Below are 15,134 nucleotides of genomic sequence, written 5' to 3'. Positions count from 1 at the left end.
GATGCGAACTGCCTTCGATCTCATCTTCCGTAATGCGCGCACGCGAAATGCGAGCACGCCGGTCGATATCGGCATCGCCGGCGGCCGGATCGCGGCAATCGAACCACATCTCGCCTGCGAGACCGCGGAAATCGATATCGGCGGCAAGCTCGTGCTGTCGGGCTTCGTCGACACCCATATTCATCTCGACAAGGCGTGCTTGCTCGGCCGCTGCGCCCATGACCACGGCAGCGTCAGCGAAGCGATCCGCGCGGTGGCGGCGATGAAGCGCGATTTCACCGTCGAGGACATCTATGCCCGCGGCGCGCGTGTGATCGAGCGCGCGATCGCCTTCGGCACGACGCGGATGCGCACGCATGTGGAGATCGATCCGCGCATTGGCCTGCGCGGCTTCGAGGCGATCAAGGCGTTGAAGCGCGATTATGCCTGGGCGATCGATCTGTCGCCGTGCGTGTTCCCGCAGGAAGGGCTGATCAACGATCCCGGCGCCGAGGAATTGCTGATCGCGGCGCTGCGTGACGGCGGCGAGGCGATCGGCGGCTGTCCCTATGTTGACACCGATCCGACCGCGCATATCGAGAAGATCTTCGATCTGGCGCAGGAGTTCGACGTCGACGTCGACCTGCATCTCGACTTCGACCTCGATCCGTCATGGTGGCATATGGAAGAGGTGTGCCGCCAGACCGAGCGCCGCAATTACCAGGGACGCGTTGCCATCGGCCACGCCACGAAGCTCTCGGCGCTGCCACCGGATCGGTTGAAGGCGGCGACCGAACGATTGGCAGGGGCCGGCGTTGCGGTCACCGTGCTGCCCGCGACGGACCTCTATCTGCTGGCACGCGACGCGACGCATAACGCGCCGCGTGGCCTCACCGTCGCGCACAAACTCGTCGCCGACGGCGTGCTGTGTTCGGTCGCGACCAACAACGTGCAAAATCCGTTCACGCCGTTCGGCGATGCTTCGCTGCTGCGGATGGCCAATTTCTACGCCAACATCGCCCATGCCGCCGTCAACGAGTTCGACGCCTGCCTCGATCTGGTGACGGACCTCCCTGCGCGCCTGATGAACCTGCGCGATTACGGCATCAGCGTCGGCAATCCCGCCGACATCATCGTGCTCGATACCGATAGCGGCCGCGGCGCGATCGCGGAATTGCCTGACGTCCTCATGGGTTTCAAGAGCGGACGCCAGACCTTCGCGCGGCAGCGGCCGATGCTGTTTCCGCCAAAGAGCTAGTCGCGACCTGCCGATCTGGATTGCCTCGACCGTGATTGACGCGCCGGCCGTTCCATTGTTGTTATCGATCTCAACGAAACAACAGCGCCGGGCAGGAAACCATGAGCAAATCATCCAACATCAGAAGCATCGAAACGCTCGCCTGCGATGCCGGCTGGCGGAATTACCATTTCGTCAAGATCATGACCGAGGACGGCATCGTCGGCTGGAGCGAGTTCGACGAAGGTTTTGGCGCGCCCGGCGTCACCGCCGCGATCGAGCGGCTGTCGACGCGGATCATCGGCAAGAACGCGCTGCAGCATGAGCGCATCTATGCGGAATTGTTCTCCGCCACCCGACCGGCCGCCGGCGGCGTAGTGGCGCTGGCGCTCGGCGCGATCGAGAACGCGCTGCTCGACGTCAAGGCAAAGGCGCTCAGCGTGCCCTGCTATGAACTGCTCGGCGGCAAGATCCGCGACCGTATCAGGGTCTACTGGTCGCATTGCGCGACCTGGCGCATCAACCATCCCGACTGGTACAAGCCGGCCATCACCGACCTCGACGGCGTCAAGGCGATCGGCCGCGAGGTGCACGAGAAGCGCTTCACCGCGCTGAAGACCAACATCTTCGTCTATACCGACGGCAAGCCGCAGGGCTGGCGGCCGGGCTTCGGAGCGCCGTTCGAGCCCGAGATCAATGTCGACCGCAAGGTGCTGCGCAATCTCTGCATGCATTTGGAGGCGATCCGCGACGGCGCCGGGCCCGATGTCGATCTCCTGCTCGACCTCAACTTCAATGCCAAGACCGAAGGCTATCTCAAGATCCTGCGGGCGATCGAGAAGATGGACATGTTCTGGGTCGAGATCGACACCTTCAACCCGCAGGCGCTCGGCTACATCCGCCGCCAGAGCCCGCATCCGATCTCCTCCTGCGAGACGCTATTGGGCCTGCGAGAGTTCCTGCCCTATTTCACCGAGCAGGCGATGGACGTCGCGATCATCGACACGCCCTGGAACGGCGTCTGGCAATCGATGAAGATCGCGAGCGCCGCCGAACATTTCGAGGTCAACGTCGCCCCGCATAATTTCTACGGCCACCTCTGCACCATGATGAACGCGCATTTCTCCGCGGCAGTGCCGAATTTGCGGATCATGGAAACCGATATCGACCGGCTCGCCTGGGACCATGAGCTGTTCACGCATGTGCCTGAAATCGTCGACGGCCATCTCGTGATTCCGGACCGGCCGGGATGGGGCACCGAGCCGAACGAAGAAGGCCTGCGCGCGCATCCGCCGAAGAGCAAGGGTGGATTGCTGAATTACGGGCAGGCTGGGAAGAAATAGGGGCCGCCGCTCTTCGAGGCCGGAGCAGCGGGCGTCTTAGATCATGATCCGATTGGATGGAATCGGATCATGATCTCATCTCTTTGTTTGAGCATGATCTTTTCGGAAAACCGGTTTCCACTTTTCCGGATCATGCTCTGGGTTCGATCGGAAGATCGGCCTCGAACAGGCGATTGAGGTCATCGATCAATGCAAGACCATTTTCGCGCGCTCTAACCGCTGAATTGATCCGCTCTGACGCAGCCGCCTGGAACGCCATATAGCCATTGTATCGTGGCCGAACATAGGATCCCTCGAGCGTCTCACGTGTGCTCCGATAGAATTCCGCGGTCGCGCTGTTGACAACCGGATCGTCCCAGGCGCTTGCATGTCCGGGCTGGCCGCCGGCAGCGGCGTAAGGCCCGCGCTGGACCTCTGCGCTCGCGACCCAATAGGCAAAATCGATGGCGTGCATTGCGTGCGGCGTCTTGGCGGAAACGGCAATTCCGGTACCGCCAAGCGCGGCGCCAATCGGCTTGCGCGAGCCGATCGTCGGGATGTTGGCGAAACGGATCAGTCGTCGGCGAAAGCCCGTCTGGGCGTAGGATACGTAACCGTAGATGAACGGAACACAGTCGATTTCCGCGGCATCATCGACCATCCTTTCGAACACAGCAATCGGATCGCGGTCGAGGTCCGCGGGATCGATCAATTCGGCAAGTTCGCGAATCCTGCGCCACACTTCGAGGCCTGTCTCTGCATCCACGAAACAGGACCGTTCAACGCCGCATGGCTGGCCGAGATGCGCTGCGAGCGTGTAGAACACCATGAGGGAATGCGGGGGCCGCAGCGGGAGGGCCACTCGCCTGCGCCGCGCCAGTTCCATCACTTCGGTGAATTCCGACGGAGCTTGCGCCAGCCGGTCCGGTCGAAACGCCTGGACCTGGGTGGCCGCGTCGATCGGAAATGCCCATTGTCTTCCATTCCACCTGTACGAAAGGTACGATGGGCCGACAGATGCGGCCTCGAGCACAGTCCGCTCCGTCGCGCGGCCCGTGACATCCAGCGGCAGCAGGCACTTCTCCTCGGTGACTTGCCCGACATGCGGATGATCGATCACAATCAGATCATAGCGGTCGGCGAGCTCCATCACCGGGAAGCTTTCGAAGTCCTGAAGCGAACGCTGCTCCCAGGTGATGTTCACTCCGCTGCGCCGTCGCCATATCTCCGAACACGCGACCAGCGGATCGTAGCCGCGCGGATGGCTCCACGTCATGCCCTTGAGATGGATCACAGCCCGAACTCCCGGCGAAGCGCGGCCGAATGCTCGCCGATCTTCGGCGCCGCCTGACCGCCCTTCGGCCTGAAGCCGTCGAGACGCAGCGGCACGCGCGTGGTCCGGATGCTGACATCCTCGCGCGACACGGTTTGCAGCATATCAAGCGACTTGAAGCCCTCACTCTCCAGCAATTCAGGCCAGGTCAGGACCTTCGCGCACCAGATGTCGGCGGGCTCGAGGATCGAGAGCCAGTCGTCACTGGTTCGCTCGGCCAGCCGATGGGCGATGATGGTCTTGATAGCGTCCCGGTCATTGAACCAACTCGCGGGGTCGTCGCGATAGGGGGCGAGCGCATCCAGGCCGAGCAGGTCGGCGAGTTTCGGGATCGGCGCCATCGCGATCGCCAGGAAACCGTCCTTGGTCGGATACACGCCATATGGCGCGGCCAAATAGGCGTGAGCGCTGCGACGCGCGGAGCGGCTGGGGAGTCGTCCGCCGTCATTCAGATGTACCGTAAGCACCTCGAGCTGGAAGTCGATGAGCGCTTCAAGCAAACTTGTCTCCACATGAGCGCCCTCACCAGTCACGCCGCGTCGGACCAGGGCAGCAAGAACACCCTGGGCTATCGTCGCGCCAGCCATCATGTCGGCAACCGCAAGCCCGAAAGGGACCGGCCCTTGGGCATCGTCGCCATTCAGCCACATCACGCCGGACCGGGACTGTGCCAGCAGGTCCTGGCCCGGGCGTTGCACCCACGGCCCCTCCTTGCCGTAGCCCGTGATGGATGCGTAGACGATGCGCGGATTGAGCGCTCTCACGGCATTGTAGTCGAGCCCAATCCGCTCGATGACACCGGGACGGAAATTCTGAACCACGACGTCCGCGCGCGCGAGGAGCGTGCGCAGCGCTGCCAAATCGTTCGGGTCCTTGAGATCGAGGGCAAGGCTTTCCTTGCCGCGGTTGATCGCGTGGAAGATCGTGGAGTCACCGCCGATCTCTGCGTCGCTGAGATACAGGCGACGGGACAGGTCGCCGCTCTCCGGCCGTTCGACCTTGATCACCCGCGCTCCGAGGTCGAGCAGGCGGAGGCAGCAATAGGGACCGGATAGAAATTGGCTCAAGTCGACGACCAGAAGACCTTCGAGGGGGAGCGTCGTTTCGAACATCGGGCCACCTTCTGTCGGACAAGTTCTCGCTCGCAGCGCCGGACTGCAGAAGCACCCCTGCGGTTGATCCGCTCCGAGGCTATCATTCTTATATGAATATGGTACTTATAAGCAAATGGCAAGCTCCGACGTGACGAATACCGGGTGGGCACCCGCAACCTGAGAATCACTGGCAGGGCACTAGGTCGGCGGACTTCAGGCTACGCCCGCGGCAGCGGAAATCTCGCCTGCCGTCGTGAGCAGCATCGCGAGAATATCGTCTCGTAGTGGCGCATCGTCGCGGTCGAGGCGACGAATATGCGGACAGGTAAGCGCCGCAAGCGGGATTCCGGTCGAGCTGAGAATGGGAACGGAAATATTGGTGACGCCGGCCGTTTGCTGGCTTGGACGAACCTCGTAGCCTCGCTGTCGCACCTTTGCGATGATTTGCTCGAACCTTTCCGGTGAAGTCTCGCCGGGAATAGGCACTCGCTCGTCGAGCATCAGCTTGCGCTCCGTCTCAGTCACGAAGGCGAGCAAGACGTGGCCCGATCCGGTGTTCAGCAGGCTGATATGCGAACCCACCCGTATCGAGAGCCCCCAATATCCCGGAGCATCGGTCTGTGCGATCACCACTCCGCTGCCCCGGTCATAAACCACCATGTGGCAGGCCTGCTCCGCCTTACGCGTGAAGCGGCGCATCGCAGGGAGCGCGAGACTTACGAGGCGCCGCATGGGTGGATGCCGATGAGCCAGCCCAAACAGCTTCAGGGACAGTTCGTAGCGATCTTCGCTGGTCCGCACGACGTAGTACCGCCGCACCAGCCGATCCAGCATCCGGTAGATCTCGTTGGGTGAACGGTCGAGTGCCTTTGCGATTTCGGCCTGCGAGAGCCCCTCATCGGTACTCGACAAGAGTTCGATGATGTCGAGGCCCTTGTCCAGCGCAGGCGCCTTGTAAAGCTCTTCCGTCGTCTCATGTGTCTTTGTCATCGCTCACCCGCGGCCCATGGGCGGCGACAATAGCACACGACCGGATTGCCGCCGGACTGCGCCGCCGACGTTTTCGACGGCTTTTTCGGGACACTTGACATTCTTCCATATATGAAAATACTTTCCATATTTGAATAATGGCGCGCAGGAGCCTTCGCGGCGTCGCTTGCTGCGTCGGGAGGACGTCAAGGAGTTTCACGCATGATCGTGAGCGAGCTTTTTTTCGAGGATTACCAGATCGGCTTCAGCCGCCGCACCCTCGGCCGCACGATCACGGAAGCCGACATTGTGATCCACGCCGGCCAGACTGGCGACAATTTCCCGCATCATATGGACGCCGAGTGGTGCGCCAAGCAGGATTTCAAGCAGCGGATCGCACACGGAACGCTGGTCTTCAGCGTCGGCATCGGCATGACGGCGTCCACGATCAACCCGCATGCAATGTCCTACGGCTACGACCGATTGCGGTTCATTCGCCCGGTCTTCATCGGTGACACCATCACCGTCAACGCAAGCATCACGACCAAGCGCGACCACGCCAAGCGCGCCGATGTGGGTGTGGTCGTCGAAACGGTTGAGATGCTGAATCAGTCCGACGAAACCGTGCTCGTCTGCGAGCACCTCTATCTCGTCAAGCGAAGGCGGCCCGGCGACGAGTGCCGCAAACCGCATTGAGACATTGCGGAAGACAACAAAGCTTAAACAAAGGGAGGTCCGATGATGCTGCAGAATACCCAGGATTCGCCGCTAGAGAGCGCGATCCAGCGATCCGCATGGCGCTTGCTGCCGTTCCTCATGCTGATGCTTGTCCTCGCATTCCTCGATCGGGTCAATATAGGCTTCGTCAGGCTCGCCTATCAGGCCGATACGGGTATCGGGGACGCTGCCTATGCTTTCGGAGCAGGCATTTTCTTTATCGGTTATGCCCTGTTCGAGGTGCCCAGCAATCTCATCATGACGCGTGTCGGCGCACGCACCTGGCTCGCGCGCATCATGGTGAGCTGGGGACTGATCTCCGCCGCGATGATATTCGCGCGTTCGGACACCGTCTTTTATGTCCTGCGCTTTCTCCTCGGAGTCGCGGAGGCTGGCTTTTACCCGGGAGTGCTGCTCTATCTGACCTACTGGTTTCCGGCCAAGCAACGAGCGCGTGCGACCGGCCTGTTCTATCTCGGCGTCCCCCTCTCACTCGTATTCGGGAGCCCGCTCAGCGGTTTGTTGATGCAATTCGATGGGGTGTTGGGTCTAAAGGACTGGCAGTTTGTTCTTGCAGTCGAGGGGATGGCCGCAGTCGTTGTTGGCGTTATTGCCTTCTTCTATCTTTGCGACCGGCCCGCGGAAGCGGCCTGGTTGACGCCGGCAGAGCGCAAGGCGCTGTCCGACGAAATCGCGCGGGAGGAAGCTCTCAAGGCGGGGCAGGTGAAGCATTCGGCCCTCGGTGTGCTCAGGGATGTGCGGGTTATCGCCTTTATCGTGGTCTACTTCTGCTTCCAAATCGGCACCTCGCCGTTCTCTTTCTACTTCCCTTCAAAGCTCGCCTCGGCCATGGGGGGCAAAGTCGACTTTACGATCGGCCTCCTACTGGCACTTCCCTGGCTGTGCTCGGCGATCGTCACGCTGCTTGCGACCGCATACGCCGATCAGCATGAGAATCACCGCCAGGTCGCTGTCGTGCTGATCATCGCCGGCGTTCTGGCATCGGCTGCCGTCGGATTCACCAACAATCCGGTTCTGCTGATGATCGCCTTCTGTATTGCCGTCCCGGGGCTGACCTCGTCGCAGCCGGTCTTTTGGAGTCTGCCGACGCAATATCTGAGCGGCATCGGCGCGGCGAGCGGGATCGCCTTCATCGTATCCCTGGGCAATCTGGGCGGGTTCTTTTCGCCACAGATCAAGACCTATGCCGAGCAGGCCCTTGGCAATAGCAGCGTCGGCTACTTGGTCCTGTCGGTGATTGCCGCCGGTGCCGCAGTCATCCTGCTGGGTCTGCCGCAAAATGAACCGCGCACCCGCTTTGCGCCGCCGCTCGCCAAATTAGACGCCGCAGCCAGGAAGGATCCTGCCTAGAGCATTTTCGGTTCTGATGGAATCAGAACCGAAGCTCTAGATTCTTGTTGTGACGCGTTTTCTTCACGCGAACCGGTGTCCACTTCGCTCGAAAACGCTCTAACCGGTTCGGAGCAATGCGAAGGCAGATCGGGAATCAAAGGATCGGCTGAGAATGCCGGCCGTTCGGAAGAGGGCAAGATGAGCAAACGTCTTGGTGGAAAGACCGCCGTTGTGACCGCGGCCGGAAATGGTATCGGGCGCGCGTCCGCAATGATGCTTGCCGCAGAAGGGGCGATGGTGTGGGCGACGGATATCGACCAAGTCGCGCTCGACGAGCTGAGAAGAGATGCAGATCCCGGCTTGCTTCTCCGAACTCATCGCCTGGATGTGCTCGATCCGGTCGAGGTAAGGCAATTCGCCGAATCGCTCAGACCGATCGACGTTTTGTTCAACTGTGCAGGCTACGTGCACGCAGGAGATATTCTGCATTGCGAGGAGAGCGCTTGGGATCTGAGCTTCGAATTGAACGTGAAAGCGATGTATCGCACCATCCGGGCGTTTCTTCCCGCGATGATCGAAGCTGGCCGCGGCGGCTCCATCATAAACATGGCGTCCGTTGCTTCGAGCGTGAAAGGTGTCTCGAGCCGTTGCGCCTACGGCGCCTCCAAGGCGGCCGTGATCGGTCTGACGAAATCCGTTGCGGCAGACTTCGTATCCCATCAGATTCGTTGCAACGCCATTTGCCCTGGCACTATCGAGTCACCTTCTCTGCAAGCGCGCATAAAGGCACAGGCGCTGAAGGATGGGCTGGACCATGCTGCAGCACGTCAGAGCTTTACGTCGCGGCAGCCGCTCGGGAGACTTGGTCGACCCGACGAGGTCGCGGCTCTCGTCACATATCTTGCTTCGGATGAGTCGGCGTTTACAACAGGAGCGATCCACATCATCGATGGCGGCTGGTCAACTTGAGTAGCTCGACTGGCTCGGTAGTTAGAGCGTTTTCGAGCGAAGTGGACACCGGTTCGCGTGAAGAAAACGCGTCAAAACAAAAACCTAGAGCTTCGGTTCTGATTCCATCAGAACCGAAAATGCTCTAGGCTCTGGCTCCAGACCGGGACGACGGAGCGGCATTTCGTCCCGCGCAATCACTTATCCCCCGGCCCGTTCAAGAATGCGCTTTCGACGACGTCGCCGATCGGTTGCCAGACATTGCCGTCGAACTGCACCAGCCGCATCTGCTTGATCGGGCGGAAATCGGTCGGGCCGGTGTTGATCGCGATGCCCGGCAGCGCGACCGGGTTGAGATAGTTCTTCAAGGACGCAGCCTGGCGCATGATGTTCTCGCGCGACAGATCATCGCCGCACTGGTTCAGCACCTGGACCAGGGTCTCCGCCGCGGCGTAGCCGAAGATGGCGTAGCTGTCCTCCTTGTCGCCGTCGGGATAGTACTTGTCCATGAAGGCCGACCATGCCTTGATCGGCGGGTCTTCCTTCCATGCAGCATCGTCGGCATCCTTCAGGAAGGATGTCGAGATCACGCCGAGCGCATTCTGCAGCCCCGCCGGCCGCAGCGCGCTCGCGATCGAGGCCGAGGCATTGTCGAGGATGAAGACCGGATGCCAATCCAGGTCGGCGGCAATGCGGATGGCGCGGGCGGCGATCGCCGGTGCCCCGTTGAAGACCAATATGTCGGCACCGGAATCCTTCAATATCTTGATCTGCACCTGGATCGAGGTCTCGGACGCATCAAAGGCGAGATCGGCGACGATCATGCCGGCGGTATCCCCGAGCCCTTCCTGCAATCCCCTGAACAGATCGCGCCCGAACTGATCGTTTTGCCAGAGCACGGCGATCTTGCGGTCGGGATAGGACGCCTGGATGTAATTCGCATAGATCTGGCCCTCGGCGCGGAAGGTCGGCTGCCAGCCCATGCTCCACGGATATTTCTTCGGATTTGCCCATTCCTCGTCGCCCGAAGCGACGAACAATTGCGGGATCTTCTTGTCGTTGAGATAGGTCCGGGTCGCGAGATTGCTCGGCGTGCCGAATGAGCCGAACATCAGCAGCACGTTCTCCTTCTCGACCAGGTCGCGCGTCTGCTGAAGTGCAGTGCGCGGATTGGAGCTGTCGTCGACGGAGATGAACTTGATCTTCCGTCCGTTGATGCCGCCGCGCTCGTTGACCATGTCGAAATAGGCGGCCTCTGCCCTGCCGATCGTCGCGAAGGCCGCCAGCGGGCCGGTGTAGGGCATGACGTTGCCGATGCGGATTTCATTGTCCGCGGCGCCTCCCTCGGACGCCTGCTGTGCGCTGGACGACGCCCACGCGAGAAGCAGTGCGGCGACGAGGGACAGCGACAATCTTGCTTTTGTTCGTTGCATCAGCATCGCCTCAAACCTGCTCTGATAGCAGCCTGCTGCGTTTTCCCCACCCACAACAATAGCGCGTAAATATGGGCAGAGAAATGAAATGGTGCGTTGCAGCGATCGAGCGATCATGGACCGCCGGCGCCGAAAGGAACTTCCATCGACGCCAACCAAGCGGAGAACATCGGTTATTTTATCGCCGCCGCCCGGGACGTATAGATCAAAAACACCACCGTGCCGGCCAGCAGGGCCGCGGCCATGAACATCATCACCGCCGGCAATCCGTAGAGCGCCGCCACCGCGCCGGTTATGGACTGCATCAGCGCCGCGCCGAGGAAGAAGGAGAGATTGATCGCCGAAAGCGCTTTGCCGGCGCTCTGGGCGTCAACGAGCTGCCTGGTCATGCCGTAGAGCAGCGGCTGTGCCGACACGGCAAGACCGATCAGGACGAACAGGACGAGATCATATTGCGGCGGCATGACGGCGACGCCAAACAGACCAGATACCGGGTAACCCGGCGCTCCCAGGGCCATCAGGAGAAGCAGCAGTGCCGATACGAAATGGGTTGCCGCAACGACGGTGCGCCGGTGGCCGAGCCTGCGATCGACCATGCCGATGCAGACCGGCCCGACGATCAGCGCCAACGTGAACAGGCCGAGTTGGTTGCCGGCTTCGATCCGCGTCAGCCCCTTGACGTCCATCAGCCACGGCCCGCCCCACAATCCCCTCAGCACCAGCGATGCCGCCAGCGAGACCAGCGACAAGGCGACGAGGCCCCGGAGCTGATGGGACAGGCCAAGGCGCAAGACTTCCATCATTTGCGAAAGCGGCGACGAATCGTCCTTGTGCTCGGCCGGCTGTTTCGGCACCAGCGCGAACACCGCGAGCAGCACCGCAACGCCGCCAATCGCCGATATCCAGAACCCCGCCCGCCAGCCAAAACGGTCGACCACGAAGGCCAACGGGCTCGACGACAGCAGCATGCCGATGTTGCCGATCGACAGGATGGCGCCCGACCACAGGCCAAACTGCATCGGGGAAAGCTGTTTCGCAGCCAGCGTCATCGGGCACATCAGCATGCCTGATGTCGCGATCCCCAGCATGAGCTGGCCAACGAGGAAGCTCCCCGGTCCGGTCGCGAACGCGGATGCCATCGCCCCGAAGATGGTTCCAACGAGCAGGCTGAGCGAGACCGGGCGAACGCCGAAGCGATCCATCGCGGCGCCGACGGGAACCTGCGATGCGGCAAAGGCGAAATGGTAGATCGAGGTCAGACTCGCGAGCGTCTGCGGCGGAGTCGCGAAATCGGCGGCCATCAGGTCGAGGCTGATGGCCGGGATCGTCCGCAGCAGGGTCGATAGCATATGGCCGCAAGCCAAGGCCAACAGAGCAAAAATCAGCGTGCGGGTACTGGACCCCGCATCTTCTTTGGTAACGCCGCCCACGAATCGTCTCGTCTCCGAGGAATTTCGGGACGGCGTATCACCAATAGGCCGGGAACGCCAATCTGTGCCTAGGTATTAGGCAGCTCAGTGTTTGTGGAACACCAACGTCCGCACTTCGATGCTTTCGCGAGGCTCGGCATCAGTCGGGGTTGTGGGGTCGATGAAGGCCGTATGCGGCGCGAAGCGCGTGCGGCCGTCGGTTGCGGAATCGTAGCACTTGAGCAGCAGCGCTTCGTCCGGCGTCATCTCCGGGAAATAGAACCAGCGATGGTTCGCGTTATATTTCACCGAATAGGTCTCGCCCTGGCGGTTCGGATAGATCAGGTCGGAGGCGATCAGATCGCCCGGCGCCACCGACTGGCCGTCGGCCATCGCCAGCGGCGCATCGCGCAACGGCCCGCGGATCGGCCGCCACAGGTTGATCACCTGCACGCGGCCCTTGACGAGTTCATTGGCCTCATCCGGCAGATGTTCGAACACACGGTTGCGGCCGGACAGATCAGTCTGGTCGACATGAACCCGCGTCGCCGGCTGTCGCGGCGTGCCGTCACGCACATCAGGTGCGCCCTCGACGCGCTTGCGCACAGTGTGGTCGAAGATGACGACGCGATCGGCCTTCAACGTCGCCTTCAGGAAGGCTTCGACGGCGGGATAGTAGACGCGCCTGATTTCGTTATCGTCGTAATAGTTCCTCACCGCGGTCGGATGCTTGACCAGCGCGAAGCCTTCGCGGTCGAGCGAAAACTGGTTGGCGATCAGACGGCCGTCGAAGATCGGAACGTTGTGGGGTTCGGGGAGCGCCGTCGACTTGGGCTCGCCGGGTGGCGGATCAAAGGCGTAGGTACGTGGCTTGCCCGCTACCGGGGCGAGATAGTTGAGCTCGGCAGTGACGAAGGGAAGCGACTCGATTTTGGTTTCATGCAGGCCCATGGTGGTCTCCCGGACTCCATTGTTCGTTCTGCTTCATTTTGGCCGGGTGAACCGCCCCGGCAAGGGAGTCCAAGAAATAGCAACGTTGACATTCTTGCGAGGATGAAACGTGAAAAATCCTTTCGGCGCTCTCGACTCACCAAGCGGATTATTTCCGCCGATCACGCTTTCGGGAGGTGCGGCCCACGCGTCATTGCGAGCCACCGCTCTCTCCCCGTCATTGCGAGCGCAGCGAAGCAATCCATTTCTCGGCTTGTGGAGGCATGGATTGCTTCGCTTCGCTCGCAATGACGGCTGGGGCGAGCGGTCGAGGTCGAACACTGACGCGGGCTCACAAGCCCGTGCCCTTGCCGATCGCAGTCGCGAATGAGCGGTCGACGATCTCGGCGGCGTTGAGCTGCTGCTTGATCAAGCCCCAGCGGTGATAGAGATCGATGGTCTTCTGCTCATCGCTCACGACATTGTCATCGATCGGCGTGATCTGGATCTTGGCCCGCGAAAGCCAGTTCAACGGCACCGAGGTCGGGATGTTCATCAGCTTGCCCCAGGTCTCGGCATAGCCGGCCACATTGTTCTGCGACCATGCCCGTGCCGCGGCGAGACGGCGGACGAAATCCTGCAATTGCTCGTGCTTGTCCTTGATCGCGTTTGGCGTTGCGACCTGAAAGCCGAGGCCGGGCGTGATACCCTCCGCGGTGATTACACGGCGCGACTTGAACAGCACCTCTTCCTGGCTGACATAGGGCTCCCAGGTCGACCAGGCATCGACCGATCCTTGCGTGTAGGCGACCTTGGCGTCCGACGGCGCGAGGAAGACGATCTGGACGTCGCTCGCCTGCCAACCCCTGGATTCGAGCGCGGCCAGGATCAACTGGTGACCGATCGAGCCGCGGCCGGTCGCGATCTTCTTGCCGCGCAAATCGTCAAAACTCTTGATCGCGGATTTCTCGGGCACCACGATCGCGAGCCCTTCGCGCGACTGCCGGACGGCAGCGATCGCCTTCACCGGCACGCCTGCCGCGGCGGCAAAGGTGAAGGGCGCATCGCCGACAAGGCCGGTATCGATCGCGCCGGCGCTGAGCGCTTCCAACAGCGGCGCGGCTGCCGCGAACTCCTTCCACTCGATCTTGTAGGGCACATCCTTGAGCACGCCGGCGGCTTCCATCACCGCCTGCGAATTGCCCTTCTGATCGCCGACGCGCAGAGTGGTTTGCGCGGCTGCAGCGGAGATGCCGCCGAGCGCGAGCAGAATAGCGAGAGCGAACCGGATCATTCGGCGGCAATCCCACGCGTCGAATCGCGCGCGGCGATCAGCTTCCGCGTCAGCGGAATCAGCTCGCGGCCATAGTCGATCGCATCGATCAGCGGATCGAAGCCGCGGATCAGGAAGTGGCTGACGCCGAGGTCGTAATAATCGGCGAACACCTCGGCGACCTGCTCAGGCGTGCCGACCAGCGCTGTGGTGTTGCTGTTGGCGCCGGTCAGCTTGGCGATCTCGGTCCACAGCCGCTTGTCGATGCGCGTGCCCTGGTCGGCAAGCGCGAGCAGCCGCTTTGCGCCCGCGGTGGCATGACCGTCGGCCGGCTTGCGGTAGCCGGTCTGATCCTGCAACTCGGTGGCGCGATCGAGGATCGCCTGCGCCTTGGCCCACGCCTTCTCCTCGGTATCGGCGAGGATCGGCCGCACCGAGAGGCTGAAGCGCGGCACCGGTCGGCCATGCCTGGCGGCAGCAGTGCGCACACGCGCGGTGACGTCGCGCACCTGCGCATAAGATTCGCCCCACAGCGCAAACGTGTCGGCGTGCTTGCCCGCGACCTCGACCGCGGCATCCGATCCGCCGCCGATGAAAGTGTAGATGCCACCCTTCTGATGCGGCTTGACCTGCGAAAAGCCCCGCTCGACCTGGTAGTACTTGCCGCGATAATCGAACGGCTTCTCGCTGGTCCATTCCAGTCGGACGATGTCGAGGAATTCGCTGGTGCGCGCGTAGCGCTCGTCCTTGTCGTCGAGCGTATTGCCGTCCTGGCGCAGTTCGGTGGCGTTGCCGCCGGTGATGACGTGCAGCGAGACGCGGTCGGGGTAGAACTGGTCGAGCGTGGCAAGCTGGCGCGCCAAGAGCGTCGGCGCCGTGAAGCCCGGCCGCTGCGCGATCATCACTTTCAACTTCCTGGTGATGCCGAGCACGTGCTGGGCGACCTGCAGCGCATCCGGCGTCGTCGAGTGAAATGCGAGCAGCGCACGGTCGAAGCCGGCAAGCTCATGCGCCTTGGCCACAGTCTCGATATAGGGCGGATCGAGCACAGGACCGGAGCGGACGATGGTCTCCGACGCATTGTTGTTGGTGATGAAGCCGATGAACTCGACGGACATGGGGAAGCTCCGATCTTGT

General features: G+C 61.9%; 13 protein-coding genes. 5 read left to right on the top strand and 8 right to left on the bottom strand.

Annotated features, from left to right (window positions below; translation table 11 throughout):
* The first annotated feature begins 1 nt into the window (after position 1).
* Positions 2–1,237 (top strand): amidohydrolase family protein, encoded by a 1,236-nt coding sequence (locus OZ411_RS23515; RefSeq protein WP_282529857.1) that lies wholly within the window; start codon positions 2–4, stop codon positions 1,235–1,237.
* A 101-nt stretch (positions 1,238–1,338) separates the two neighbouring features.
* Complete coding sequence (locus OZ411_RS23510; RefSeq protein WP_282529856.1) at positions 1,339–2,559, top strand: mandelate racemase/muconate lactonizing enzyme family protein; 1,221 nt, start codon at positions 1,339–1,341, stop codon at positions 2,557–2,559.
* 130 nt (positions 2,560–2,689) lie between these two features.
* On the opposite strand, the gene OZ411_RS23505 is transcribed toward OZ411_RS23510, so the two are convergent.
* The 3 genes from OZ411_RS23505 to OZ411_RS23495 form a co-directional block, all read right to left on the bottom strand.
* Positions 2,690–3,814, bottom strand: coding sequence for an ABC transporter substrate-binding protein (locus OZ411_RS23505; protein ID WP_282529884.1), 1,125 nt, complete (start codon positions 3,812–3,814; stop codon positions 2,690–2,692).
* Positions 3,815–3,828: 14 nt separating this feature from the next.
* Positions 3,829–4,983, bottom strand: a complete 1,155-nt coding sequence (locus tag OZ411_RS23500; RefSeq protein ID WP_282529855.1) for a CaiB/BaiF CoA-transferase family protein — start codon at positions 4,981–4,983, stop codon at positions 3,829–3,831.
* Positions 4,984–5,178: 195 nt separating this feature from the next.
* Positions 5,179–5,955 (bottom strand): IclR family transcriptional regulator, encoded by a 777-nt coding sequence (locus OZ411_RS23495; protein WP_282529854.1) that lies wholly within the window; start codon positions 5,953–5,955, stop codon positions 5,179–5,181.
* Between the two features lie 201 nt (positions 5,956–6,156).
* Here OZ411_RS23495 and OZ411_RS23490 point away from each other — a divergent pair, with 201 nt between their 5' ends.
* From OZ411_RS23490 to OZ411_RS23480, 3 genes are all read left to right on the top strand, one after another.
* Complete coding sequence (locus OZ411_RS23490) at positions 6,157–6,630, top strand: MaoC/PaaZ C-terminal domain-containing protein (RefSeq protein ID WP_207234550.1); 474 nt, start codon at positions 6,157–6,159, stop codon at positions 6,628–6,630.
* Positions 6,631–6,675: 45 nt separating this feature from the next.
* Positions 6,676–8,022 carry an MFS transporter gene (locus tag OZ411_RS23485; RefSeq protein WP_282529853.1) on the top strand — a complete coding sequence of 449 codons (1,347 nt, stop codon included), beginning with the start codon at positions 6,676–6,678 and terminating at the stop codon, positions 8,020–8,022.
* A 180-nt stretch (positions 8,023–8,202) separates the two neighbouring features.
* Positions 8,203–8,973 carry an SDR family oxidoreductase gene (locus OZ411_RS23480; RefSeq protein WP_282529852.1) on the top strand — a complete coding sequence of 257 codons (771 nt, stop codon included), beginning with the start codon at positions 8,203–8,205 and terminating at the stop codon, positions 8,971–8,973.
* Between the two features lie 176 nt (positions 8,974–9,149).
* Here the strand turns inward: OZ411_RS23480 and OZ411_RS23475 are convergent, their stop codons facing one another.
* The 5 genes from OZ411_RS23475 to OZ411_RS23455 form a co-directional block, all read right to left on the bottom strand.
* Positions 9,150–10,385 carry an ABC transporter substrate-binding protein gene (locus OZ411_RS23475; protein WP_282529851.1) on the bottom strand — a complete coding sequence of 412 codons (1,236 nt, stop codon included), beginning with the start codon at positions 10,383–10,385 and terminating at the stop codon, positions 9,150–9,152.
* Between the two features lie 173 nt (positions 10,386–10,558).
* Positions 10,559–11,815 (bottom strand): MFS transporter, encoded by a 1,257-nt coding sequence (locus OZ411_RS23470; protein WP_282529850.1) that lies wholly within the window; start codon positions 11,813–11,815, stop codon positions 10,559–10,561.
* An 84-nt stretch (positions 11,816–11,899) separates the two neighbouring features.
* Positions 11,900–12,745: a CmcJ/NvfI family oxidoreductase gene (locus OZ411_RS23465; protein WP_282529849.1), complete on the bottom strand. Its 846-nt coding sequence runs from the start codon at positions 12,743–12,745 to the stop codon at positions 11,900–11,902.
* Positions 12,746–13,076: 331 nt separating this feature from the next.
* The gene (locus OZ411_RS23460; RefSeq protein ID WP_282529848.1) at positions 13,077–14,018 is read right to left on the bottom strand and encodes an ABC transporter substrate-binding protein; all 942 of its coding nucleotides are present in this window, start codon (positions 14,016–14,018) and stop codon (positions 13,077–13,079) included.
* Positions 14,015–15,115, bottom strand: coding sequence for an LLM class flavin-dependent oxidoreductase (locus OZ411_RS23455; RefSeq protein ID WP_282529847.1), 1,101 nt, complete (start codon positions 15,113–15,115; stop codon positions 14,015–14,017). The genes OZ411_RS23460 and OZ411_RS23455 overlap by 4 nt, the downstream gene beginning before the upstream one ends.
* Positions 15,116–15,134: the final 19 nt, after the last annotated feature.

This window comes from Bradyrhizobium sp. Arg237L (assembly GCF_029990105.1).
Classification (GTDB): domain Bacteria; phylum Pseudomonadota; class Alphaproteobacteria; order Rhizobiales; family Xanthobacteraceae; genus Bradyrhizobium.
The sequence above is the reverse complement of the archived record's forward strand: the minus strand, read 5'-3'. Positions and strand labels throughout refer to the sequence as shown.